This window comes from uncultured Castellaniella sp., from assembly GCF_937988725.1.
GTDB lineage: Bacteria > Pseudomonadota > Gammaproteobacteria > Burkholderiales > Burkholderiaceae_B > Castellaniella.
In genome coordinates, this window is sequence record NZ_CALKHS010000008.1 from 45,676 (window position 1) to 70,181 (window position 24,506).

The 24,506-nt window shown below is 66.0% G+C and carries 24 protein-coding genes; 9 read left to right on the plus strand and 15 right to left on the minus strand.

Translation table 11 applies throughout. The features are described 5' to 3' along the window. Positions 1-15: 15 nt before the first annotated feature. From Q0263_RS06395 to Q0263_RS06415, 5 genes are all read right to left on the minus strand, one after another. Positions 16-900 (minus strand): polysaccharide deacetylase family protein, encoded by an 885-nt coding sequence (locus tag Q0263_RS06395; protein ID WP_298014491.1) that lies wholly within the window; start codon positions 898-900, stop codon positions 16-18. Between the two features lie 7 nt (positions 901-907). Further along, a complete protein-coding gene (locus tag Q0263_RS06400; RefSeq protein WP_298014493.1) occupies positions 908-2,200 on the minus strand; it encodes a TRAP transporter large permease subunit in 1,293 nt (430 codons plus the stop codon). Continuing rightward, positions 2,197-2,727 carry a TRAP transporter small permease gene (locus Q0263_RS06405; protein ID WP_298014495.1) on the minus strand — a complete coding sequence of 177 codons (531 nt, stop codon included), beginning with the start codon at positions 2,725-2,727 and terminating at the stop codon, positions 2,197-2,199. Before Q0263_RS06405 ends, Q0263_RS06400 begins: the two co-directional genes overlap by 4 nt. Positions 2,728-2,736: 9 nt before the next feature. Then, a complete protein-coding gene (locus tag Q0263_RS06410) occupies positions 2,737-3,750 on the minus strand; it encodes a TRAP transporter substrate-binding protein (protein WP_298014497.1) in 1,014 nt (337 codons plus the stop codon). Positions 3,751-4,029: 279 nt separating this feature from the next. Next, the gene (locus tag Q0263_RS06415) at positions 4,030-4,683 is read right to left on the minus strand and encodes an OmpA family protein (protein ID WP_298014499.1); all 654 of its coding nucleotides are present in this window, start codon (positions 4,681-4,683) and stop codon (positions 4,030-4,032) included. A 175-nt stretch (positions 4,684-4,858) separates the two neighbouring features. Between Q0263_RS06415 and Q0263_RS06420 the strand changes: the two genes are divergently transcribed. The 3 genes from Q0263_RS06420 to mutY are packed head-to-tail and all read left to right on the plus strand — an operon-like array spanning position 4,859 to position 7,586. After that, positions 4,859-5,530 (plus strand): ATP-binding cassette domain-containing protein, encoded by a 672-nt coding sequence (locus Q0263_RS06420; RefSeq protein ID WP_298014501.1) that lies wholly within the window; start codon positions 4,859-4,861, stop codon positions 5,528-5,530. Beyond that, the gene (locus Q0263_RS06425) at positions 5,527-6,435 is read left to right on the plus strand and encodes an ABC transporter permease (protein WP_298014502.1); all 909 of its coding nucleotides are present in this window, start codon (positions 5,527-5,529) and stop codon (positions 6,433-6,435) included. Before Q0263_RS06420 ends, Q0263_RS06425 begins: the two co-directional genes overlap by 4 nt. Beyond that, a complete protein-coding gene (gene mutY / locus Q0263_RS06430) occupies positions 6,435-7,586 on the plus strand; it encodes an A/G-specific adenine glycosylase (RefSeq protein ID WP_298014504.1) in 1,152 nt (383 codons plus the stop codon). The genes Q0263_RS06425 and mutY overlap by 1 nt, the downstream gene beginning before the upstream one ends. A 5-nt stretch (positions 7,587-7,591) precedes the next feature. On the opposite strand, the gene rodA is transcribed toward mutY, so the two are convergent. The 5 genes from rodA to Q0263_RS06455 are packed head-to-tail and all read right to left on the minus strand — an operon-like array spanning position 7,592 to position 13,278. After that, the gene (gene rodA, locus Q0263_RS06435; protein ID WP_298014506.1) at positions 7,592-8,734 is read right to left on the minus strand and encodes a rod shape-determining protein RodA; all 1,143 of its coding nucleotides are present in this window, start codon (positions 8,732-8,734) and stop codon (positions 7,592-7,594) included. Beyond that, on the minus strand, positions 8,731-10,767 hold the full coding sequence (gene mrdA / locus Q0263_RS06440; RefSeq protein ID WP_298014507.1) for a penicillin-binding protein 2: 2,037 nt from the start codon (positions 10,765-10,767) through the stop codon (positions 8,731-8,733). Before mrdA ends, rodA begins: the two co-directional genes overlap by 4 nt. Before the next feature lie 9 nt (positions 10,768-10,776). Continuing rightward, the gene (gene mreD / locus Q0263_RS06445) at positions 10,777-11,298 is read right to left on the minus strand and encodes a rod shape-determining protein MreD (protein ID WP_298014946.1); all 522 of its coding nucleotides are present in this window, start codon (positions 11,296-11,298) and stop codon (positions 10,777-10,779) included. A 25-nt stretch (positions 11,299-11,323) separates the two neighbouring features. After that, positions 11,324-12,208 (minus strand): rod shape-determining protein MreC, encoded by an 885-nt coding sequence (gene mreC / locus Q0263_RS06450; protein WP_298014509.1) that lies wholly within the window; start codon positions 12,206-12,208, stop codon positions 11,324-11,326. A gap of 26 nt (positions 12,209-12,234) precedes the next feature. Next, positions 12,235-13,278 (minus strand): rod shape-determining protein, encoded by a 1,044-nt coding sequence (locus Q0263_RS06455; RefSeq protein ID WP_043685149.1) that lies wholly within the window; start codon positions 13,276-13,278, stop codon positions 12,235-12,237. A 254-nt stretch (positions 13,279-13,532) separates the two neighbouring features. On the opposite strand from Q0263_RS06455, the gene gatC reads away from it, so the two are divergent. From gatC to gatB, 3 genes are read left to right on the plus strand one after another with little or no spacing between them, the layout of a single operon-like run. Then, on the plus strand, positions 13,533-13,841 hold the full coding sequence (gene gatC / locus Q0263_RS06460; protein WP_298014512.1) for an Asp-tRNA(Asn)/Glu-tRNA(Gln) amidotransferase subunit GatC: 309 nt from the start codon (positions 13,533-13,535) through the stop codon (positions 13,839-13,841). A gap of 4 nt (positions 13,842-13,845) precedes the next feature. After that, the gene (gatA, locus tag Q0263_RS06465; protein ID WP_298014514.1) at positions 13,846-15,369 is read left to right on the plus strand and encodes an Asp-tRNA(Asn)/Glu-tRNA(Gln) amidotransferase subunit GatA; all 1,524 of its coding nucleotides are present in this window, start codon (positions 13,846-13,848) and stop codon (positions 15,367-15,369) included. Then, positions 15,369-16,826 (plus strand): Asp-tRNA(Asn)/Glu-tRNA(Gln) amidotransferase subunit GatB, encoded by a 1,458-nt coding sequence (gene gatB, locus Q0263_RS06470; RefSeq protein WP_298014515.1) that lies wholly within the window; start codon positions 15,369-15,371, stop codon positions 16,824-16,826. The genes gatA and gatB overlap by 1 nt, the downstream gene beginning before the upstream one ends. Positions 16,827-17,164: 338 nt before the next feature. Here gatB and pyrE read toward each other — a convergent pair whose 3' ends face one another. Next, positions 17,165-17,839, minus strand: a complete 675-nt coding sequence (gene pyrE, locus Q0263_RS06475; protein WP_298014516.1) for an orotate phosphoribosyltransferase — start codon at positions 17,837-17,839, stop codon at positions 17,165-17,167. A 125-nt stretch (positions 17,840-17,964) separates the two neighbouring features. Between pyrE and Q0263_RS06480 the strand changes: the two genes are divergently transcribed. From Q0263_RS06480 to Q0263_RS06490, 3 genes are all read left to right on the plus strand, one after another. Next, entirely contained in the window at positions 17,965-18,762 is a 798-nt protein-coding gene (locus Q0263_RS06480) for a class III extradiol ring-cleavage dioxygenase (protein WP_298014517.1), read from the plus strand. A 16-nt stretch (positions 18,763-18,778) separates the two neighbouring features. Continuing rightward, positions 18,779-19,570, plus strand: a complete 792-nt coding sequence (locus tag Q0263_RS06485) for an exodeoxyribonuclease III (RefSeq protein ID WP_298014518.1) — start codon at positions 18,779-18,781, stop codon at positions 19,568-19,570. An 83-nt stretch (positions 19,571-19,653) separates the two neighbouring features. After that, positions 19,654-19,857, plus strand: coding sequence for a hypothetical protein (locus Q0263_RS06490; protein ID WP_298014519.1), 204 nt, complete (start codon positions 19,654-19,656; stop codon positions 19,855-19,857). A 157-nt stretch (positions 19,858-20,014) separates the two neighbouring features. On the opposite strand, the gene Q0263_RS06495 is transcribed toward Q0263_RS06490, so the two are convergent. The 4 genes from Q0263_RS06495 to Q0263_RS06510 form a co-directional block, all read right to left on the minus strand. Then, positions 20,015-21,022, minus strand: a complete 1,008-nt coding sequence (locus tag Q0263_RS06495) for a bile acid:sodium symporter family protein (RefSeq protein ID WP_298014520.1) — start codon at positions 21,020-21,022, stop codon at positions 20,015-20,017. Between the two features lie 129 nt (positions 21,023-21,151). After that, positions 21,152-22,402, minus strand: coding sequence for a muropeptide transporter (locus Q0263_RS06500; protein ID WP_298014521.1), 1,251 nt, complete (start codon positions 22,400-22,402; stop codon positions 21,152-21,154). Further along, entirely contained in the window at positions 22,399-23,067 is a 669-nt protein-coding gene (metW, locus tag Q0263_RS06505; RefSeq protein WP_298014522.1) for a methionine biosynthesis protein MetW, read from the minus strand. Before metW ends, Q0263_RS06500 begins: the two co-directional genes overlap by 4 nt. After that, positions 23,064-24,308 (minus strand): homoserine O-acetyltransferase, encoded by a 1,245-nt coding sequence (locus Q0263_RS06510; RefSeq protein WP_298014523.1) that lies wholly within the window; start codon positions 24,306-24,308, stop codon positions 23,064-23,066. The genes metW and Q0263_RS06510 overlap by 4 nt, the downstream gene beginning before the upstream one ends. Positions 24,309-24,506: the final 198 nt, after the last annotated feature.

Genomic DNA, 24,506 nt, shown 5'->3' on the forward strand with positions numbered 1-24,506 from the left:
GATGCTTCACCTGTCCTATGCTGCCGACGGCACGCTGGCTATCCAATGCCGAGCGATCTGCTCTCGGGTGGCAACCCAGCCGCCCTGCGCAGCGACGTGCGCAAAAATTCGCTCCAGCGCGCTCATCCGTGCGGGTCGACCGATCATACGCAGGTGCAGCCCGACCGACAGCATTCGCGGAAACCGCTGCCCTTCGCGATACAGCCAGTCGAACCCATCGCACACATAGCGGGCAAACGACTCCCCCGTGTCGAAGCGATTGGTATTCTGGAATTGCATGTCGTTCGTATCGAATGCATAGGGCAGGACAAGATGACGTTCACCGCACACGTCGACAAAATAGGGCGTGTCGTCATTATAAGCATCGCTGTCGTACAGAAAGCCCTGTTCGCGCAGCAGGACGCGAGTGTTGGCCGTCCGGACCGAGCGCGTATGCCAACCCACCGGGGAGCGCCCCGTGGCCTGCCGGATCGCTTCCACGGTCATGGCAATGACCCGGCGTTCGGTCTCGATCGGCATGCCGGCATGGGTCTGCCAGCGAAATCCATGCGCGGCGATTTCGTGTCCCCGGCGAGCCGCGTCCTGAACCAGCCAAGGCGATCGCCGGACCGCCTGGCCACAGGCGCTGACGGTCAGCGGAATCCCGTACTGTTCCGCAAGATCGACGATGCGCCAGTAGGCGACCCTGGTCCCGTATTCAAAATGGCTGTCGATGCAAGGGTCCAGGACGTCCTGTTGATCAATGACTTCATAAATCGACTCGTTGCAGGCGTCGCCATCTGCGATACTGAACTCCGCGCCTTCCTCGAAATTCAATACGAACGACACCGCCACCCTGGCCCCGCCCGGCCACGCCACAGCGGGCGGCTGGTCGCCATACCCCCTCAGATCACGCATCATGTTTTCCTTAACGACCTATCATTGTTCTGGGCAGATACAGCACAATTTCCGGGAATATCGCGAACATCACGATTGCCGACACCAACAAAAAGAAGAACGGCACCGACGCCTTGGCCACAGCCAGCAGATCGCGTCCCGTCAGGGCTTGCAGAATAAAAAGGTTGAAGCCGACCGGCGGCGTGATTTGCGCCAACTCGACAATGACCACCAGGTAGATGCCAAACCAGACCGGGTCGATGCCAACCGCCTGGGTCATGGGCAACACGATGGCCGCAGTCAGCACGATCATCGACACGCCTTCCAGGAAGCATCCCAGCACCAAATACAGCAGCGTCAGAGCCGCCAGTAATTGATACTGATTCAAGTTCATGGCGACCACGGCTTCGGCTGCGACCTTCGGGATGCCCGAGAAGTCCAGCGCCGTGGTGAGCACGGACGCACCCGCAATGATCAATAGAATCAAGGTGGACGTCTTGACCGTGCCCGTGAGCGCCCTGTGCAGCATGGGCCAGGACATGGAGCCGCCGGCCGTAGCAAGCACCATGGCGCCAGCCACGCCGATGACAGCCGACTCCGTGGGCGTGGCCCAGCCGCCGTAGATGCTGCCGATCACCACGAACACCAGCATGATCGGGGGCACGATTCGTCCCACGTCGCGCCAGCGGACCTGATCATCGGCCCGATCTTCGGGCACGCCGTCACGATGCAACAACGACCAGAGGACGATATACCCCATGAACAGGCCCATCAGCACCAAGCCCGGCAACACCCCTGCGAGAAACAGTCGAGCGATCGAGGTCTGGCTGACAATACCGTAGACGATCATCATGATCGACGGAGGAATCAGCAAACCCAGCGTTCCAGACCCGGTCAGGGTGCCAATGATCATGCTTTCCCGATAGCCGCGGCGGGTCAGTTCAGGCACCGACATTCGCCCGATCGTCGCGCAACACACGCCGCTGGAGCCGACGATTGCGGCCAGCACCCCGCAGCCCAGGACATTGACGTGCAGCAGCCTGCCCGGCAGCCAGCGCACGAGCGGAGCAAACCCGCGAAACATGTTTTCCGACAACTTGGACTGGAACAGCAGTTCGCCCATCAGCAGGAACAGCGGCAATGCGGTCAAGGGCCAGCTGTCGATGGATGCGAAAACCGCGCTGGCCACCAGCCCGCCGGCATTGCTGGCATCGAGCATCACCAGCCCCGCGATGCCGACGACCAGCAATGACAAGCCGACCCAGAACCCCAAGGACAACAGAACGGCGAGCAACACGACCAACGTGATGAAAATACCAGTCATGGCGTCTCCTTCGAACCGGCCGCTGCCAAAGCAGCCGCATCGTCTTTTTCACTGACGGCGAAACAGACCGGCTGTCCCCGCAGGACCCGCACGCCATCCCGCAACAGCGCCAGAGCGAACAAGCCGAAACCCAACGCCACCGGCGACATGGGCAGCCACATCGGAATGGCAATCAAGCCATCGCTCAAATCGTGATAAACAAAAGCCATCCAGGCGAGGCTGCCGGAATGCCAGGCGATGGCGCCACACAACGCGGCAGCCCCGACATGGCTGAGTACGTCCACGCCACGGCGCAACCCCGCGGGCAGATGCCGGTACAGCGCATCCACACGGACGTGCGCCCCCCCCGCGTAGGCGTAGACCAGCCCGAAGAACGCCATGCCCACCATCAGATAAGTCGTGATGATTTCGGATGACGGCACCAGGATTCCAAAGGGACGCAACACCAAGGTCGCGATGAGAACCAACACCATCCCCGACAGGCACATCACGGAAACGGCGCCCGCGCATCGAACGAGGCGATCCATGACCGAGCCCTAGCGCTTGACCGAATCAAGATAGAGATCCAGCACCTTGCGTTGCTCAGCGGATGCCTTCGATTTCCAATCTTCTTCCATCTGCACACCGACCTGCTGCAATTGCTTGATGAACGACGGGGACGCCTGGACGACATTCACCCCCTTGTTCCGCATGACGAGCAATTGCTCATCCGTCAGTGCCTTCATCCGATCAAAGCCGGCCTTTTCAGCAGCCTTGCCTGCGTCGATCAACGCCGCCTGCTCCTGCTTCGACAATTTCCGGAACACATCGGTATTGATGACCACCAGCTGCTTCGTGAACAGCGCGCCGACCATCGTCAGATTCTTCACGAAATCCCACGCCTGCGTGTCAATGCCCGTCTGGGGAGACGTGAACATCGCATTGATCAGTCCGGTCGAAAACGCCTGCGGAATTTCTCCGAACTGGACAATCAAGGGCTCAGCCTTCAGCAAATCGCCCATGCGACGGGTTTCCGTGCTGTAGACCCGCAGTTTCAGGCCCTCCAGATCCTGCACTTGCGCGACAGGCTTGACCGTGTAGAAACCCTGCGGCGGATTCCACATCGCGAACAGCACCGTCATGCCGCGCTTTTCAAACGAAGCGGTCAGATAGGGCCGGGAGGCCTGCCAGAGCTTCTCGGCGGCATCATAGTCACCGGCCAGAAAAGGGATGGCATCCAGAATATAGACGGGGTCCTGATTCCCATAGTTGCCAAGCCGGACATCCGCCAATGCCACCTGGTTGGTCTGCACCGCCCTCATCATTTCCGGCAACTTCACCAGCGATTGATTGTTGTGCAAGTCGATTCCCAAGGAGCCGCCGCTGCGGCTGTGAACGTCCGCAATAAAGTCGCGGACGGTCTGGGTCAGATAGTTGGCATCCGGATATCCGGATGCCATTTTGAGATTGGCGGCGGCAGCGGAAACAGCTGCCGCCCACAGCAGGGCGCCCACGAAAGCCACAACGTACAGCGGGGTCCTGAAAGCAAGCTTTGTCTTGGAAGTCTGCATGATCGGTCTCGCAAGTAACGGTTTAGGGGGAAGATTGTGCCTAACTCCATACACATTGTGCACAAATTACATTCGATAGGGCACAACAGGCAAGCACCAAGTGCAGCCATGGCGCTCAAACTAGGGAAAACGTGGAGATTCCTGCCGCTACGGACGGGCTCGGATGATTCTGAAAGGTGGGCGGAAAAGAGGCCGGGCGTAGAACAGTCTCGAGGACTGCCCTACGCCCGACGAATGCAAGTCGCGCGGGCGACTTGAGAACTCAAGCGAACAATCGGATCACTTCACCGCGTACAGGAACAATTCCACCCGCCGGTTCAGCGCCCGCCCTTCCGGCGTATTGTTGTCGCCCACCGGGCTCGCCGACCCGCGGCCTTCCGCCGTCAGCCGGCCCGGCGCCACCCCCTGGCCCGCCAGATACTGCGTCACCGCGCCCGCGCGGCGCTGCGACAGCGGCATGTTGATCGCATCCGACCCCGTCGTATCCGTATAGCCGATCGCCTTCGCCCGCAATTCGGGATGCTGATTCAGGGCCCGCGCCACGCTGTCCAGCACAGGCAGCAGCGCCGGCTTGAGCACCGACTTGTTCGTGTCGAACGACACATTGCTGGGAATGTTGACCTTCAAGGTCCCATCCGGCATTTCAATCACGGCAACCCCCAGATCGGATGCCCCCGACTTCTCGACATCCTGTTTGATGCCCTTCCAGTTGTAGCCCACCACCCCGCCGACCACCGACCCGATGCCCGCGCCGATCAGCGCTGCCTGACTGCTGTCCCCGATCAGCGCCCCGAGGCCCGCGCCCAGGGCCGCCCCGGCCCCCGCCCCGACAGCCGTGTGCTGGCCCTGGGGAGACATGTTGGCGCACGCCGTGAGCAAGGCCAGACTGCCGACCGCAGCCATCCGGGTGACATAGTAAGTTGCCGCTGCCATGGAACTCTCCTGTGCGTGATGAGATGCGCCTAGCGTAGCAGGATGTGTCCGCGCAAATGTAAATCCTTGTTGCGATCATGGCTTTTCGTCGCAGGGCTCCGCGGGCCGCCATCCGGCCGGGCGACACGGAATACAATCAGGTCGGACAGGCGGCAGAGCCTGGCACAGGGACCTCATGATCGAATTCCAGCACGTCTTCAAATCCTACGGGCGCGGCCGCAACATCCTGGCTGACGTCAACTTCCGCATCGAGCCGGGGGAATTCATCTTCGTGTCCGGCCCCTCGGGCGCGGGGAAATCCACCTTGCTGAAACTGATGGGGGGACTGGAACCCGCCAGCCGGGGATCCGTCACCGTCAACGGCCACCGCATCGACCGCCTGTCGTCGCGCACCCTGCCCTATCTGCGCCGCACCGTCGGCCTGATCCTGCAGGACGCCCACCTGCTGTTCGACCGCCACGCATTCGACAACGTGCTGCTGCCCCTGGCCGTGCAGGGCCTGGAACCCGCCATGGCCGCCACCCGGGCGCGCGCCGCGCTGGAAAAAGTCGGCCTGCGCGGCAAGGAAGCCATGCTGCCCATCGAATTGTCCGGCGGCGAACAGCAACGGCTGGCGATCGCCCGGGCCATCGTCGGGCGGCCGGCCATTCTCATCGCCGACGAACCCACCGCCAACCTCGATCACGACAGCGCCACGCACATCATGGACGTTTTCCGGGATTTCAATCAGGTCGGGGTCACGACCCTGATCGCTTCGCACGATACGGCCCTGATGGCCCGCTACGCCCAGCGCACCCTGCACATCGATGCCGGCCGCTTCACCGACCTGGCCGGAGTTCCCGCATGAAACGCTGGCTGCGCCACCACCGCTATGCCTTCAGGGTCGCCCTGCGCCGGCTGCGCCTGCACCCCTTTTCGTCCCTGGCCAACATCGTCGTCATCGCTCTGATGCTGGCGGTCCCCATCCTGGGCGCCGCCGTGCTGCAGTCCAGCCAGCCGCTGGCCAGGCAACTGGCCGTGGCCCCGGAACTCACCCTGTTCCTGGCCCCCGGCACGCCGACCGGCCAGCAGCAGGCCCTGCTCAAGCGCCTGCAGGACCAGGCGGGCGACAAGATATCCGACGCCCGGCTGCTGCCGCGCGACCAGGCCATGGCGCAATTGCGCGCAGACCCGGCCTGGGCGCAGGCCCTGGACGCCCTGGCCGACAACCCGCTGCCCGACGCCCTGATCGTGACGTTGAAGGATTCCGACGCTCCGGCCCAGCAGGCGCGCGAACTGGCTGACACCTGGCGGCAGTGGCCGGGGGTGGACCACGTGCAGCTCGACAGCGAATGGGTGCGGCGCCTGGAATCCCTGCTGTCGTTCGTCCGGGTGGGCCTGGGTCTGCTGGCCATCGCCGTCGTCGTCGTCGTCCTGGCCACCGTCTTCAACACCGTGCGGCTACAGGCCCTGACTCTGCGGGAGGAAATCGCCGTCGCGCGGCTGGTCGGCGCCACCGAATCCTTCGTCCGGCGGCCCTTCCTGTATCTGGGCGCGCTGACCGGGCTGGCCGCCAGCCTGCTGGCCCTGCTGCTGGCCTGGCTGGCCATGGCGCCGCTGAACACCCTGCTGGGGCATTTCGCCCAAAGCTACGGCATAGACTGGTCGCTGCGCCTGCCGGCCACGCCGGACCTGCTCCTGTCGGGCGCGCTGATCATCCTGCTGGGGGCCGTCGCCGCGCGCCTGTCCGTCACCCGCCACACGCAGTTCTGATGTCGGCCGCAGACCCCGCATCCCGCATCGCGGCCTGGCAGCTGCAGGCCGGCCGCCACGGCCTGCCCTGGCAGCGCACCCGCGATCCCTACCGGATCTGGCTGTCGGAAATCATGCTGCAGCAGACCCAGGCCGCCACCGTCATTCCCTACTACCAGCGCTTCCTGGAGCGATTCCCCACCGTCGCCGCCCTGGCCGATGCGCCCGCCGACGCGGTGCTGCAAGCCTGGGCGGGCCTGGGATACTACGCCCGCGCCCGCAACCTGCACCGCTGCGCCCAGGCGATCCGCGACCGGCACGCGGGGCAATTTCCCCGCAGCGCGGCCGAACTGGAATCCCTGCCCGGCATCGGCCGTTCCACGGCGGCGGCCATTGCGGCCTTCGCCTACGGCGAACGCGCCCCGATCCTGGACGGCAACGTCCGCCGCGTGCTGGCGCGATATCTGGCCCTGGAAGGAGATCCCGGCACGACCGCCATGATGCGCGCGCTCTGGACGCACGCGCAGGCCTGGCTGGACCGTGCGCCCGCCGACCTGGACATGCAGGCCTACACCCAGGGCCAGATGGATCTGGGCGCCACCATCTGCACCCGCTCCCGCCCGGACTGCCCGCGCTGCCCGCTGTCGGCGGACTGCGCCGCGCGGCGACTGGGCCTGCAGGACGCGCTGCCCAGTCCCCGCGCACGGCGCGCCCAGGCCCGGCACCACTGCTGGATGCTGATCCTGGAATGCGAGGGTCATCTCTGGCTGCAGCGCCGGCCCGACGCCGGCATCTGGGGCGGCCTGTGGGCGCTGCCGACCTTCGACGACCGGCCCGCGCTGGACGCCGCCTGCGCCCGGTTGCCAACCGCCGCGGAAAGTTTGCAGGCCCTGGCCGGCGTCGAGCACGTGTTCACGCACTTTCGCCTGCTGATGCAGCCTGCGCGGCTGCAGCTGCCCGGGCCCTGCGCCGGAATCCGCCTGGCGCAGGACAGCGAGCCCGCGTCCCTCGCAACGCAGCGGCCGCGCAATCCGGCCGTGATCCCGGCGCAGGCGGGCGAATCCGCCTGGATCCCCATCGCCCGGCTGCGGGAAATCGGCCTGCCGGCGCCGTTGTCGCGCCTGCTGCTGGGCCTGTATCCGCCCGCCTGCGATCTCTTCTCAGGCGCGTAAGGCCGTCATCCCGACGAGCGGGGCTGGTGCGCCCCGATGCTCATCAGCAGGCCGCAGGCCACGCCCAGCGTCATCAGGGCGGTGCCGCCGTAGCTCATGAAGGGCAGCGGCACCCCGACCACCGGCAGCACGCCCGTCACCATGCCGATATTCACGAAGACGTAGACGAACATCATCATGGACATGGCGCCGCCCAGCAGGCGTCCGAACTGGGTCGGCGCCCTGACCGTGATCGTCAGGCCGCGCAACACCATCAGGGCATACAGGAGCAGCAGGGTCACGCCGCCATAAAGCCCGAATTCCTCGGCGAACACGGCGAAAATGAAGTCCGTGGTGCGCTCGGGGATGAAATCCAGGTGCGTCTGCGTACCCTGCATGTAACCCTTGCCGTAGACGCCGCCCGACCCCACGGCGATCATGGACTGGATCGTGTGGAAGCCTTTGCCCAGCGGATCGGAGCCTGGATTCAGCAGGACGCAGACCCGGTATTTCTGATAATCGTGCAGGACTACCCAGTCCACGTCCGGCTGGCAGATCTGGTCTTCGTAGGCCACCAGCGTGCCCAGGCCTAGCGCCGCTACCAGCGCCACGGGCACCAGCAGCTTGAAGGACAGGCCCGCGAAATAGATCACGCAAAAGCCGGAGGCCAGCACCAGCAGCGCCGTGCCCAGGTCGGGCTGCTCGATGATCAGCGCGGCGGGCACCAGCAGCAGCACCCCGGCCACCAGGAAGTCCAGCACCCTGAAACGCCCTGCGGACTGCCGCTGGAAATACCAGGCCAGCATCAGCGGCACGGCGATCTTCATCATCTCCGAAGGCTGGACGCGGCCGAAGCCCAGTTCCAGCCAGCGCGTCGCCCCTTTGCTGGTCACGCCGAACAGCATCACCGCCACCAGCAGCGCCACGCCCGCGACATACAGGAAGGGCGCCGTGCGCATGATGAAGGTCGGGCGCATCAGCGCCACCACCCACATGGCGGCGAAGGCGATCAGGAAATTGCGCAGCTGATCCGCGAAGCGCCAGTCGGTGTTGCCCACGGCCGAGTGCATGGTCGCCATGCCGACCAGCGCCATGAGCACCAGAAGGATCAGCAAGGGCCAGTCCAGGACCGACAGCATGCGGCGCGCGGCCTGCACGATGAGCTTCATGGCGTGTCCTCCTGCGCCCCGTCTTCGGGGGGAGTGGCGGCATCCGGCAAGGGAGCGGGTTCGGGCGCTTCATCGTCTTCGGGAGCGGGCGACGCGTCCGGCGCGCCCTGGCCCGGACGCGCGACCGCATCGTTCGCCTGGCGAGCGGCCTGCTCCGCCTGCAGCTGCTGCCGGCGCGCGGCCACCCGGGCCGGATCCAGCCAGTAGTCGAAGACGGAACGGGCGATCGGCGCCGCGACCGAGGCGCCCCAGCCGCCGTTCTCGACGATCAGGGCCACGGCGATCTGCGGGTCGTCCACCGGCGCATAGGCCATGAACAGGGCGTGGTCGCGCAGGCGCTCATCCACCGCATGGGCCTTGTATTTCGCGCCCCGCAGGCTGTAGACCTGGGCGGTGCCGGTCTTGCCCGCGGCCTGGTAGGCGGCCCCCTGGAAGGCCCGCCGCGCGGTGCCCTTGTTGATGACGTCGACCATGGCGTCGCGGACGGCCTTCAGATTGGCAGGCTTGAGCGGAATCGTGTATTGCGGCGCCAGCACCGGATACGTGAACCGGCCGGTCTGGGGATCGATGATGCGGCGCACCAGGTGAGGCTTCATGTAGACCCCGTCATTGGCCAGGACCGACGTGGCCTGCGCCAGCTGCAGCAGGGTGAAGGCGTTGTAGCCCTGGCCCACCGTCACGGAAACCGTTTCACCTTGATACCAATGCTGCTGCGCCGGTTTCTTGTAAGTCTTGCGCTTCCATTCCCGCGAAGGCAGCACGCCGCGCCGTTCGCCGTCCAGATCGATGCCGGTGATCTGGCCGAAACCGAACTGCTTGCTGAAATCGTGCAGGGCATCGACGTCCATCATGGCGCCCAGCGAAAAGAAGTAGGTGTCCGAGGACACGACGATCGCCTTGTGCAGATTGGTCGGCCCGTACACGGCTCCGCCCGCATTGCGGAATTTCTGGCCGGCCAGCTCGAAGTACCCCGGGTCCGGCACCAGGTCCTGGGCGCCGCGCAAGCCCATTTCCAGCGCCGCCAGGGCGACGAAGGGCTTGTACGTCGAACCGATCGGATAGGTGCCGTACAAGGGCCGGTTGATCAGGGGATGATCCGGCGATTCATTGAGCTTGCGCCAGTTCTCGACGTCGATGCCGTCGACGAACAGGTTCGGATCGAACGACGGCGAGGACACGAAGGCCAGGACCTCGCCGGTATGCGGCGCAATGGCCACCAGCGCCCCGCGCCGGCCGTCGAACTGGGCTTCGGCAAGTTTCTGCAGGCCGACATCCAGGGACAATTCCAGGTTCGAGCCCGGGATCGGGTCGGTGCGGCTCAGTTCGCGCACGGGCCGGCCGGTCGCCGTGACTTCCAGTTCCTCGACCCCGGTGCGGCCATGCAGCACTTTCTCCCAGGTCTTTTCGATGCCTTTCTTGCCCATCACCAGGGTGCCCCGGTAATTGCCTTCCTGGCCGGTGTCTTCCAGATGCTGCTCGTCCGCTTCCGATATCCGGCCCACGAAACCCAGCACATGGGCCGCGGATTCCTGCAGGGGGTAGGATCGCACCCAGCGGGCCTGCAGGCTGACGCCCGGGAATTCGAAGGCATGCACGGCGAACCAGGACGCCTCGATGTCGTTCAGGTTGTTGCGCAGCAGCACCGGCGCGTAGCGGCCGCTCTGCTGGTAGAGCCGCAGGAATTTGCGCTGATCGCTCTCGCTGATGTAGATGAGTTCCCGCAGCCGGTCCAGCAGGTCTTCGACCTTTCCCTGGACCTGCGCCCGCGTCACCAGCAGCGTGTAATCCCGCTGGTTGGTCGCCATGGTTTCGCCATTGCGATCCGTGATCTGGCCGCGCCGGGGCGGCACCGGCACGATGGTGATGCGGTTCTGATCGGCGCGCGCCGCCAGATTGTCGTAACGCACGACCTGCAGGTACCACAAGCGGCCGACCAGCAGCAGCAGGCACACCGTGGCGAACACGCCCGCCACCCAGGCGCGCAGCAGCACCGTCTGACGCTGGTGCAGGCCGGTCTTGCGAAACTCAAACATACCGCGCCGTCATACCGCGCCGACGTCGTCGCCATCCAGCCGGCGCTGAGGCAGCAACAGCAGCACGTCCGCCAGGGGCAGCAGCGCGCCGGTGATCAGCGCCGCCCATAGCCAGTCCCAACCCACCCATTCGCCGTTGAGCCAGGCCCCCAGCAGCCGCGGCACCAGGGCCGCCAGCACGAAAACAGGCAGCACGTGCAGCGTCTGGACCCAGACATTGAAATGCTGCAGGCGCCGGTGCAGGCGCAGCACCCCGTAGGCGCACAGCACGTAATTCAAGGCATGCAGGCCCAGCAGGCCGGAATCATGCACGTCCATCAGCAGGCCCAGGACAAAGGCCGTCAGCAAGCCGACGCGCCCCGGTTCGTGCAGGCACCAGAATGCCAGCACCAGCACCAGCAGGTCGGGCACCGGCTGCCACAGGCGCCAGGGCAGCAGGGACGCCAGCCAGACCAGCAGCAAGGTTCCCCACACCAGCACGGCCGATGAGGGCCGGTGGAAGGGCGCGGCATCCACCGGCTGCAGGGACATCAGCGAGGAGCCCCCCGCCGGCCGTTTACTGGTCACCAAGGGCACGTTCGATCTCCTCGGATTTGGGCTCTTTCGACACATCGACGCGCAGCACCAGGAAATGGCGATAGCGTTCGGGATGCGACAGGGGTTCGGCAACCGCCACGGCGAAGCCGGTTCCCGGGTCGCGGTCCACCTTGTCCACCCGGCCCACGGACAGTCCCGCCGGGAACAGGCCGCCGATGCCGCTGGTCACCAGCGTATCGCCCGCCTGCACGTCCATGTTGGCGGTCAGGTAGCGGACTTCCAGCTTGCCGACTTCGTCGCTGCCGAAGGCGATCAGGCGCAGGCCGTTGCGCAGCACCTGGACCGGGATGGACACCTGGTCATCGATCAGCAGGGCGGCTTCGGACGTGAACGGCGTGACGTGGATGATCTGACCCACGACCCCGCCCTCGTCGATGACCGGCATGCCGGGCGCGATGCCCGCGTCGGAGCCCTTGTTGAAGATCAGCCGATGGCTGAAGGCGTTGGGCGGCACGTAGAAGACTTCGACGGCCACCGACTGCTGGGAAATGGACTCGGACACGTTCAGCAGGCGGCGCAATTGCTCGTTTTCGGTCGTCAGCTGGGCCGCATGCGTGACCAATTGCGCCATCTCGATCTGCTGCCGGCGCAAGGCGTCCTGCTCCTCGCGAGCCAGCGCGGCCGCGTGCGACCAGCTGTTCACGTATTCCATGGCCTCGCGCGGCGCCAGCACCACCCGTTGGAACGGATAGATGGCCGTCGACAGGGCCTGGCGCACCGGATTCAGGACCGGCCAGTGCGCATCGGTCACGATCAGCGCCAGGCAGGCGGCCAGCAGCAGGACCAGGCGGACTTCGATGCTGGGCCCTCGTTTGAAGAGCCTGAGCGTCCCGGGTTCACGCATGACGAAACAGAGCGCGGAGCGCCCGGTCAATCGTAAATGAAGACCCCGCCCAGACGCTCGAGATGTTCGAGTGCTTCGCCGCAGCCCCGCACGACGCACGTCAGCGGGTCCTCGGCGACGACCACGGGCAGGCCGGTTTCTTCCTGGAGCAGGCGGTCCAGATCATGCAGCAGCGCCCCGCCCCCGGTCAGGGCGATGCCCTTGTCGGTGATGTCCGCGCCCAGTTCGGGTGGCGTCTGTTCCAGGGCGGTCTTCACGGCCGAGACGATCTGATTCAGCGGATCCGTCAGGGATTCGAGGATTTCGTTCGAGGACACCGTGAAGCTGCGCGGCACGCCTTCGGACAGATTGCGACCCTTGACTTCGATCTCGCGGATCTCGGACCCGGGGAACGCCGAGCCGATTTCCTTCTTGATCAGTTCGGCGGTGGGCTCGCCGATCAGCATGCCGTAGTTGCGGCGGATGTAATTGATGATGGCTTCGTCGAACTTGTCGCCGCCGACGCGCACGGAGCCTTTATAGACCATGCCGCCCAGGGAGATCACGGCGACTTCGGTGGTGCCGCCGCCGATGTCCACGACCATGGAGCCGCTGGCGTCGGACACGGCCAGCCCGGCGCCGATGGCGGCGGCCATGGGTTCCTCGATCAGGTAGACCTGGCTGGCGCCCGCGCCCAATGCGGATTCGCGGATGGCGCGGCGTTCGACCTGGGTGGAGCCGCAGGGCACGCAGACGATGATGCGCGGGCTGGGGGCCAGCATGCTGCGCGGATGCACCATGCGGATGAATTGCTTGAGCATCTGCTCGGTCACGGTGAAGTCGGCGATCACGCCGTCTTTCATCGGGCGGATGGCTTCGATGTTGCCGGGCACCCGGCCCAGCATCTGCTTGGCTTCGTGGCCGACGGCCTGGATGATCTTCTTGCCGTTGGGGCCGCCGTCGTGGCGGATGGCGACGACCGAGGGTTCGTCGAGCACGATGCCCTTGCTGCGGACATAGATCAGCGTATTGGCCGTGCCGAGGTCAATCGCCATATCGCTGGAAAAATAGCTGCGTAGGAATCCGAACATGGGCGCACTAATATAAAGAAGATGGAATGGGATTTGCGCACGTAGGGCCCGATGTCGCCGACGATCTAACGCCAACGCAGCAGGCACAGGCCAGGCAAGCCGCATGGAATCGGTAATGATAACTTATAATCCCCCGTGGACATGCCTGAAATAACGGGGAAAGTTTTGCAAAACTTCCGCTTTTGGCATTCCCGGACACATCCGCACACACTCATTCGGCCGTCCCCTGGCGGCGGCCTCTCCGGCAAGACGACATGGCACTGACCGAACAGGACATATCCCGGCTCGCACGGCTTTCGGGCCTGCGTCTGGATTCCAATGACCAATCCCGCGCCCACCAGGAATTGAACCGCATCCTGGGCCTGATCGAAGAACTGCAGGCGGTGGACACGACAGGTATCGAACCCATGGCCCACCCCCTGGCGGCCCACCAGCCCATCGCGCTGCGGCTGCGCGACGACGCGGCCGATCCGGCCCAGTCGGCCGAGCAGCGCGACGCCTGCCTGCAGAACGCCCCGGCGGCCCATCAGGGCCTGTTCCTCGTGCCCACCGTCATCGAATAAGGCCATGACCCAGCTTTCCGAATTCCACAGCATCCCGGCGCTGGGCGAAGCCCTGCGCGCCCGGCGCGTCAGCGCCGCCGAACTGGCCGCGGACGCCCTGCGCGCCGCCCGCGCGCACTCCGACGCCAACGTCTTCCTGCACATCGACGACGAGCTGACCCTGGCCCAGGCCCGCGAAGCCGACCAGGCGCTGGCCGACGGCCGGGCGGGCCCGCTGACCGGCATCCCCATCGCCCACAAGGACCTGTTCGTGACGCGCGGCTGGCGCACCACCGCCGCCAGTCGCATGCTGGCCGATTACGTCAGCCCCTTCGACGCCACGGTCGTGGACCGCCTGCGCCAGGCCGGCGCCGTGTCCCTGGGCAAGCTCAGCTGCGATGAATTCGCCATGGGCTCGGCCAACGAGAATTCCGCCTTCGGCCCCGTGCGCAACCCCTGGGACGCCGAGCGCATCCCGGGCGGCTCCTCGGGCGGCTCCGCCGCCGCCGTGGCCTCCGGCCTGGTGCTGGGCGCCACCGGCACCGACACGGGCGGCTCGGTGCGCCAGCCCGCCGCCTACTGCGGCGTCAGCGGCATCAAACCCACCTACGGCACCGTCTCGCGCTACGGCATCATCGCCTATGCCTCCAGCCTGGACCAGGCCGGCCCCCTGGCCCGCAGCGCCCGCGACCTGGTGCCGCTGCTGGACGCCATGAGCGGCTTCGATCCCCAGGACTCCACCAGCCTGGAATCCTGCGACGGCCGGTCCAACGCCGCCGGCCGCATCCAGGCCGACTTCGACGCCGCCCAGGCCGCTTTCCAGGCGGCGGGCGATCTGCCCCTGAAGGGCCTGCGCATCGGGGTGCCGCGCGAATTCTTCAACGAAGGCCTGGCCGCCGACGTGGGCGCCGCCATCGAATCGGCGCTGAAGGTCTTTGAATCGCTGGGCGCCTCCCGCGTGGACGTCTCCCTGCCCCGCACCCGCCTGTCGATCCCGGCGTACTACGTCATCGCCCCCGCCGAAGCGTCCAGCAACTTGTCGCGCTACGACGGGGTGCGCTACGGCCACCGGGCGGCCCAGTACACCGACCTGGCCGACATGACCAGCCGCTCGCGCTCGGAAGGCTTCGGCGAAGAAGTGCGCCGCCGCATCCTGGTGGGCACCTACGTGCTGTCGCACGGCTACTACGACGCCTACTATCTGCAGGCCCAGCGCGTGCGGCGCATGATCGTCGACGACTTCCAGCAGGCCCTGTCGCGGGACTGCGACGTCATCATGGGCCCGGTCACGCCCAGCACGGCCCGGCGCATCGGCGACAACCGCCAGGACCCCATCGCCGACTGGCTGGGCGACATCTACACCCTGGGCGTCAGCCTGGCCGGCCTGCCCGGCATGTCCATCCCCTGCGGTTTCGGCGGGGATTCGGGCAAGCTGCCCATCGGCCTGCAGATCGTCGGCCGCTATTTCGACGAAGGCCGCCTGCTGGCCCTGGCCGACCGCTACCAGCAGGCCACCGACTGGCACCAACGCACACCGGAACACGCATAATGGATTGGGAAATCGTCATCGGGCTGGAAACCCACGCCCAGCTGTCCACGCAGTCGAAGATCTTTTCGCGCAGCAGCACGCGTTTCGGCGCCGAGCCCAACACGCAGGCCAACGCCGTGGACATGGCCCTGCCGGGTTCGCTGCCGGCCATGAACCGGGGCGCGGTGGAACGCGCCATCCAGTTCGGCCTGGCGATCGGCGCCCAGGTGGCGCACCGGTCCGTGTTCGCGCGTAAGAACTATTTCTACCCCGACCTGCCGAAGAACTACCAGATCAGCCAGTTCGAACTGCCCATCGTGGTCGGCGGCCGGCTGTCGTTCTTCGTGGGCGAACAGGAACACACGATCAACCTGACGCGCGCCCACCTGGAAGAAGACGCGGGCAAGTCCCTGCACGAACACTTCACCGGGCCGCACGGCGAATCGTCCAGCGGCATCGACCTGAACCGCGCCGGCACGCCGCTGCTGGAAATCGTGACCGAACCGGAAATGCGCTCGGCCGCCGAGGCCGTGGCCTACGCCCGCACCCTGCACGGCCTGGTGGTCTGGCTGGGCATCTGCGACGGCAACATGCAGGAAGGCTCTTTCCGCTGCGACGCCAACGTGTCGGTGCGCCCGCGCGGCCAGACTGCCTTCGGCACGCGCTGCGAAATCAAGAACCTGAATTCCTTCCGCTTCCTGGAACGCGCCATCCAGTACGAAGTCCGCCGCCAGATCGAGCTGATCGAGGACGGCGGCAAGGTGGTGCAGGAAACCCGCCTGTACGACGCGGACCGCGATGAAACCCGCAGCATGCGCACGAAGGAAGATTCCGACGACTACCGCTATTTCCCCGATCCCGATCTGCCGCCGCTGATCGTGTCGCCGGAATGGATCGAGCAGGTGCGCGCCACGCTGCCGGAACTGCCGGCGGCCAAGCGCGCCCGCTTCGAATCGGACATGGGCCTGACGGCCTACGATGCCGCGCAGCTGACGCTGCACCGCGCCGTGGCGGACTATTTCGAATCGACCGCCGCGGCCCTGCCCGCCGGGCAGGCGAAGCAGGCGGCCAACTGGATCCTGGGCGAACTGTCGGCGTCGCTGAATCGCGACGGCCTGGAAATCGCGCAGTCTCCGGTTTCTCCCGCGCAACTGGCGGCGCTGATCACCCGCATCCAGGACGGGACGATTTCGACGAAGATCGCCCGCGACGTGTTCGCGGCGATGTGGACGGGCGAATCGGGCGGCGACGCGGACGCGATCATCGAATCGAAGGGCCTGCGCCAGATCAGCGACACGGGGGCGATCGAAGCGATGATCGACCAGGTGCTGGCGGCCAATCCCGCGATCGTGGAGGAATACCACGCGGGCAAGCAGAAGGCGTTCAATTCGCTGGTGGGCCAGGTGATGAAGGCGGCCAAGGGGAAGGCGAATCCGCAGCAGGTGAACACGGTTCTGAAGCAGCGGCTGGACGCGTAGTTTTCTGATCTACGCCCGGCTCATCACCACTGCTGGGGGTTGTGTAAACCTCGGCCGGTGCGCATGCAGATCTGTGAGGCTGGGCGGCGCCTTGTCTTCCGGGCGCTGTTGGAGGCCGTCGGTCATTTCATGGGAATCGGGGAGGCAAGCGAGCCACCGTTCAAGCGGGACGCTTGTGATTCGTCCAGTGGACGAATCACCCCGCGCGTTTGGCGAGCGCCCCGATTTCCGTGAAATGACCGAGCAGTCCCGGCGCAGCCGGGACCGGCCGACCGGCGCCCGGAAGACAAGGCGCCGCCCGGTCGGCTCAAGAACTCAAATCAGGCGACAGCAAGCCTTCAAGCAGAAATCCCGTACCGATCCCGATAAGCCGCAACAGCGTCCCGATGCTCGGCCAACGCGGCATCCCCCTCCAGCAGCGCCATCACATCCACCAGAGACGCAATGCTGACCACCGGAATCCCGTAGGTCTGCTCCACATCCTGCACCGCTGAATGCGCCGACAAAGCGCCCTCCGCGCCCGCGCGCTCCATCCGGTCCAGCGCGATCAGCACCGCCGCGGGCTGGGCGCCCGCCGCGCGGATCAGCGTCACCGATTCGCGCACCGACGTGCCCGCCGTGATCACGTCGTCGATGATCACCACCCGGCCCTGCAAAGGCGCGCCCACCAGCACACCGCCCTCGCCGTGGTCCTTGGCTTCCTTGCGATTGAAGGCGAAGGGCACCGGCCGGCCGGCCAGGGCGGACTGGCCCGACAGCGCCACCGCCGTGGTCGTCGCCAGCGGGATGCCCTTGTAGGCCGGGCCGAACAGCATGTCGAAATCCAGCCCGGCATCGACCAGCGCCTGCGCGTAGAACTGCCCCAGGCGGCCGACGCTGGCGCCATCGTTGAACAGGCCCGCGTTGAAAAAATACGGACTCAGGCGCCCGGACTTGGTCTTGAACTCGCCAAAACGCAGAACGCCCTGTTCCAGGGCAAAACGGACGAAGGCTTGGGCGTGCGAACCGGGCATGGCGGCAATCTCGGAATCTGGGAAGGCCACATTATCGGATATTTCCAGGCAGGCTATGCTTTCTGATTCGGCACGCCTATCATTTAGCCCTCGAAGTCCCACATGCAGCACGAAGGAACGCTCTCATGCGCCAGCCTGTCTATTTCATCTCCCACGGCGGCGGCCCCTGGCCCTGGATGCCGGACGCCACGCACAACTATGCGGCGCTCACGGCGGCCCTGCAGAGCATCCCCGCCGCGCTGCCGCAGGCGCCCCGGGCCATCCTGATGGTGTCCGCCCACTGGATCACCCGCGGCCAGCTCAAGGTCAGCGGCCACCCGCAGCCCGGCATGGTGTACGACTACCACGGCTTCCCGGCGAACACCTACGAAATCCAGTACACGGCGCCCGGCTCGCCCCGCCTGTCGGCGCGGGTCCAGTCCCTGCTGTCCGCCCAAGGCATTCCCGTGGTCGAGGACACGCGGCGCGGTTTCGACCACGGCGCCTTCGTGCCGGCCTACGTCATGTATCCCAAGGCGCAGATTCCCATGGTGCAGCTGTCGATCGAAGCCGGCTTCGACCCGGCCTGGCACCAGGCGCTGGGGGCCGCCCTGCAGCCCTTGCGCGACGAGAACATCCTGATCATCGGCAGCGGCCTCAGCTACCACAACCTGCGCGGCTTCGGTCCGGCGGGCCGGGAACCATCCGCCCTGTTCGACGCCTGGCTGCAGGACGCCCTCGTCGGCACGCCGCCGGATCAGCGCCAGGCCCGGCTGCAGCGCTGGGAAGAAGCCCCCGCCGCCCGCATCTGCCACCCCATGGAAGACCATCTGGTCCCCCTGTTCGTCGCCGAGGGGGCGGCCGGCGACGACGCCGCCACCTGTTTCCACCACGAAACCAACGCATCCGGCGGGCTGACCGTGTCCAGCTTCCGGTTCGGATAAAAGGAAAAGGAATACCGTGCTGCGCATCACCTCGCTGAACGTCAACGGCATCCGTTCCGCCTACCGCAAGGGCCTGGCGAACTGGCTGCAAATCCAGAAACCCGACATCGTCTGCCTGCAGGAAATCAAGATCCAGGACTCGGATCTGACCGACGAGCTGCGCCACCCGGACGGCTACGTCGGGCATTTCCACCATGCGGAAAAGAAAGGCTACAGCGGCGTGGGCCTGTATCTGCGCCAGGCCGCGGACGCCGTGACCATCGGCATGGACTGCCCGGAATTCGACGCCGAAGGCCGCATCCTGCGGGCCGACTGGCCCGGCCTGAGCGTCATCAGCGCCTACCTGCCATCCGGGTCCAGCGGCGACGAACGCCAGGCAGCGAAATACCGATTCCTGGACCACTACCAGAACTGGCTGGACGCGCTGATGCGCGAACACCGCGACACCGGCCGCGAATTCGTCATCTGCGGCGACTGGAACATCGCCCACCGCGAAATCGACCTGAAGAACTGGAAGGGCAACCTGAAGAACAGCGGCTTCCTGCCCGAGGAACGCGCCTGGATGACGCAGCTGTTCGAGCAGCGCGGCTGGGTGGACGTCTACCGCCAGCTGCATCCGGATACCGAGGGCGAGGCCTACACCTGGTGGAGCAATCGCGGCCAGGCCTGGGCCAAGAACGTGGGGTGGCGCATCGACTACCACGTCGCCACGCCCGGCATCGCCGCCCGGGCGCAGGCCGCCAGCGTCTACAAGGACGAACGCTTCAGCGACCACGCGCCGCTGACGATCGACTACGCGCTGCCCTGACGGGATGCATGTCCAAACCGCATCATTCTCCCCGCGATCCGCTGAAATTGTTATACTGGCCCCAGATCTCCTTGGAGCGTTCCATGTCCGAATCCGTTGAAAGCGCTGTCGCTGCCGCATCCGGCCTGCAAAACTGGTCCATGATGCAGGAAAAGCAGAATCTTTTGCTACGCAAGGTCCTGGACGGTCAGTCCAACACCATCCTCAGCCTGGTGAACTCCGTTCCCAGCGTGCCGCAACTGGCCAACGGCGGCGCCGTGGGCACTCTGCTGCACACCACGGCCTGACCCACGCCGCACAGGCCGCCGACCCAGGCGGCTTCCGATAAAAAACCCCGCGATGCGGGGTTTTTTCATGTCCAGGCGCGCTCGTGCCACGGGTTCCTGCCCGACCGCCGGAATCATCGACACGAGGCTGCAAGCGCCGCGCCGACGCGGCGCCCGATCAGGCGGGCGCCCGCCGCCGGTGATGAGCCTGCTCATCCTGGCGCTGATAGTTCTGCGCCAGGACCGCGCACACCATCAGCTGGATCTGGTGGAAGATCATCAGCGGCAACAGCACCGGCCCGATGGCGCTGGCGCTGAACAGCACGCCGGCCATCGGCACGCCGGTCGCCATGCTCTTCTTCGAACCGCAGAAGACGATGGTGATCTCGTCGGGACGCTTGAAACCCAGCTTGCGGGTGGACCAGGTATTGAGCACCAGCACGATGGCCAGCAAGGCGGCGCAGCAGATCACCAGCAGCACCAGCGACTGGGGCGCCACTTGATGCCAGAGCCCGGCCACCACCGACTCGCTGAAAGCCGTATACACCACCAGCAGGATGGAACTCTGGTCGACGCTGGTGACCAGCTTGCGATGGCGGTCCATCCAGCGGCCGATCACCGGCCGCATCAGATGCCCGGCGACGAACGGCAGGAAGATCTGCTGACCGATGCGCAGGATCGAGGACAGCAGGGAATTGCTGTCGAGCGCCGACGTATCGGTCTGCAGCAGCAACTGCAGCAGCAGCGGCGTGATGACGATGCCGACGATGCTGGACGCGGAGGCGGCGCACACCGCGGCCGGCACATTGCCCCGGGCGATGGATGTGAAGGCGATCGCCGACTGCACCGTGCCCGGCAGCACGCACAGGTACAGCACGCCCACGTACAGCGGCTCTCCCAGCAGGGGGATCAGGACGGGCCGCAGCACCCAGCCCAGGATCGGGAAGATGACGAAGGTCCAGATGAAGATCACGCCGTGCAGGCGCCAGTGCGTGGCCCCGGCGATGATGGCTTCGCGCGACAGCTTCGCGCCATGCAGGAAGAACAGCAGCGCGATGGCGGCCGCCGTCAGCCATTCGAAAAAGACGGCTCCCTGCCCGTGCGCGGGCAGCAGGGTCGCCGCGGCGACGACGGCGATCAGGATCAGGGTGAAGCGGTCAAACAGCAGGCGTAATTTCGATACCATGGCAAAGGATGCTCCAACGGTCCGGTTCTTTCTTTTGGAGGGCCGAGAATACAGGAACCGCCAAATCACGTTTGGCGACAAGCAATAGCAAAATAGTCTTGAACGGACATTCGAATGGCGGCGTTCACCTCATTGCCCGGCCGGATCCGCATCCAGCCGGCCGATCAGCCCCCGCATCCACCACAACAGCAACAGGCCCGGCAGGGCGATGACCACCGTCATCACGAAGAACGACGGCCAGCCCAGGTGCTCGACGAAAACCGGCGTCAAGGGACCGGCCAGATAGGTGCGTCCCACGGCCGACAGGGCGGACAGCAGGGCGAATTGCGTGGCGGAAAACTGCTGGCGGCACAAGGCCATCAGCAGGGCGACGAAGGCCGCCGTGCCCAGGCCGCCGCACAGGTTCTCCACCGCCACGACCGCGGCCATGGAATACAGGTGCGGCGGGGTCACGGCCAGCATCCAGTAGCCCAGGTTGGACACCGCCTGCAGCAGGCCGAAGGCCATCAGGGCGCGGTACAGCCCCAGGCGCGTCATCAGGCCGCCGCCAGCCAGGGCGCCGATGATGGTGGCCACCAGGCCGAAGACCTTGTTCACCATGCCGACCTCGGTGACGTCGAAGCCCGCCCCCCGGATCAGGAAGGTCGTGGACAAGGCGCCCGCGAAGGCGTCCCCCAGCTTGTAGAGCACGATCAGCAGCAGCACCGTCCAGGCGCCGGACCGCCCGAAGAATTCCTGCAGGGGCGCGATGACCGCCTGCTGGAGATCCCGGGGCGGCTGCGCGGCGCTCTCCGGTTCGGGCGCCCACAGCGTGGCCAGGGACGATGCCGCCATCAGCGCGCCCATCAGCATGTAGGTGCGCCCCCAGCCCAGCCATTGATCGGCCAGGATCAGGGCCAGCCCGCCCGACACCACCATGGCCAGGCGATAGCCCATCACCTTCAGCGCCGCCCCGGCCGCGCGTTCTTCGTGGCGCAGCACGTCCGTGCTGTACGCATCGAAAGCGATGTCCTGGGTCGCCGACAGAAAGGCCACCCAGACCGCCAGCAAGGCCAGCATCCGCAATTCCGAGCCCGGGGAAAAGAAACCCATGGAGGCGATCGAAGCCGCCAGCAGCCACTGCGTCAGGAACACCCAGCCGCGCCGCCGGCCCAGCCACGGCGGGGCATAGCGGTCCACCAGTGGCGCCCACAGGAACTTCAGCGTGTAGGCCGTGCCGGCCAGCGTCAGGAAACCGATGCTCTGCAGGGAGACCTGTTCCACCGTGGCCCAGGCCTGCAGCGTGCCGGAGGTCAGCGCCAGCGGCAGGCCGCTGGCGAAGCCCAGCACCAGCAAAGGAGCGACGCGCCGGCGTCCGTAGACACGCCAGCCGTCCGTCATCCCTGCCTGCCCATGGGCGATTCGAAGCGATAGACCGCCAGCGTGCTGCGCCAGCCGCGCAGCCAGTGGATTTCGGTTTCCCCCCGGAAGGTGGCCAGATGCGTGATGCGCAAGCCCAGTTGAGCGGCCAGCAGCTGAAAGTCCCGCAGCGTGCACAAATGGATGTTGGGCGTGTCGTACCACTGGTACGGCATCTGGTCGTTCACCGGCATGCGCCCGCGCAGGATCGACCAGCCATGCGGCCAGTAGCCGAAATTGGGAAAGGACACGATACCGTACCGGGCCACCCGCGCCATTTCGCGCAGGATGTGTTCGGTATGGTGCATGGATTGCAGCGTCTGCGACAGCACCACGGTATCGAACTGCTGGTCGTCGAACAGGGCCAGGCCTTCTTCCAGGTTCTGCTGGATCACCCGGACCCCGCGCCGCACGGCGGCGATCACCCGTTCATCGTCCAGCTCCACCCCCGCCCCCTGCACCTGGCGGGTGCGCTGCAGGTACGACAGCAGATAGCCGTCGGCGCACCCCAGGTCCAGCACCCGGCTGCCGGGAGCGATCCACTCGGCGATACGCCGCAGGTCGATGCGCGGCGAACCCTCGGGCGCGGTGCTGGAGGGTGGAGTCGGCCGAGTCGCCCGATCGGGAGCGGTGACGGACGGATTCATGCCAGCACCCCCGTCGTCTGGCGCCGTTCGCCCAGGCCCAGGCGCTGAGCGATCTGGTCGTAGTAGCCCTGCACGATGGCGTGATAGCGCACGTCGCCCAGCAGGAAGGCGTCATGGCCGTGCGGGGCGTCGATCTCGGCATAGGTGACTTCCCGCCGGTTCTTCAGCAGGGCCTGCACGATCTCGCGGGAATGTTCCGGCGCGAAGCGCCAGTCCGTGGAAAAGGACACCAGCAGGAAGCGCGCCTGGGCCGGAGCCAGCGCGCGGGCCAGGTCCCCGCCCGTCGCTCGGGCCGGATCGAAATAATCCAGCGCCCGGGTCAGCAGCAGATAGGTATTGGCGTCGAAACGGCGGGAAAACTTTTCCCCCTGGTGCCGCAGATAGGATTCGACCTCGAATTCGACGTCGTAGTTGTAGCGGTAATCGCCGTTGGCGTTGGGCGCGCGCTGGGCCCGCCCGAACTTGGCGGCCATGACCTCGTCGGACTGATAGGTGATGTGCCCCACCATGCGGGCCACCGACAGACCGTGCGTGGGCACCGCGCCATGCGTATAGTAGTCGCCGTCGTGGAAGTCGGGATCGGTCAGGATCGCGCGGCGGGCGACCTCGTTGAAGGCGATGTTCTGGGCCGTCAGGCGGGCCGTGCTGGCCACCACGATGCAGTCGCCCACTCGTTCCGGGCAGGTGATCGCCCAGCTGAGCGCCTGCATGCCGCCCAGCGAGCCTCCCATCACGGCGGCGAAGCGGTCGATGCCGAAATGATCGGCCACCCGCGCCTGCGCCCGCACCCAGTCTTCCACCGTCAGCAAGGGGAACGTGGCGCCCCAGGGCTTGCCGGTCTCGGGGTTGAGGGAGGTGGGGCCGGTCGAACCGAAACAGGAGCCCAGGTTGTTGACGCCGATGACGAAGAAACGGTCGGTATCGACGGCCTTTCCAGGGCCGACCATATTGTCCCACCAGCCGATCTGGTCCGGCTGATCGGCATCCATGCCCGCCACATGATGCGAGGCGTTCAGGGCATGGCAGACCAGCACGGCATTGCTGCGCTGGGCATTCAATTCGCCATAGGTTTCCACCGCCAGGGTATAGGACGACAGCACCTGGCCGCTGGACAAGGTGAGCGGTTCGTCGAAGGATAGGAACTGCGGGGACACATAGCCGACGCTGCCCGTCGGCACGGGAGGACGAACGGACGCGGCGGACGCCGCAGCGGGATCGGAAGAAACGGCAAGGGTGGTCATAGGACCTCTTTAGCTGGATTTATGGGGCGCCCGCAAGCGGATCAGGCAAATCGGCGCAAATTCGTGAATCATTCTAGCACCGCGCCCCCGACCCGGCCTCCTTTCGCGCTGCATAAGCCTTATCACGCGGGGCCCGTACCCCACCGCTTCCGACCCTGTCAGAAAGGACACACCTCCCTGTTTTCTGTGACAATTCCA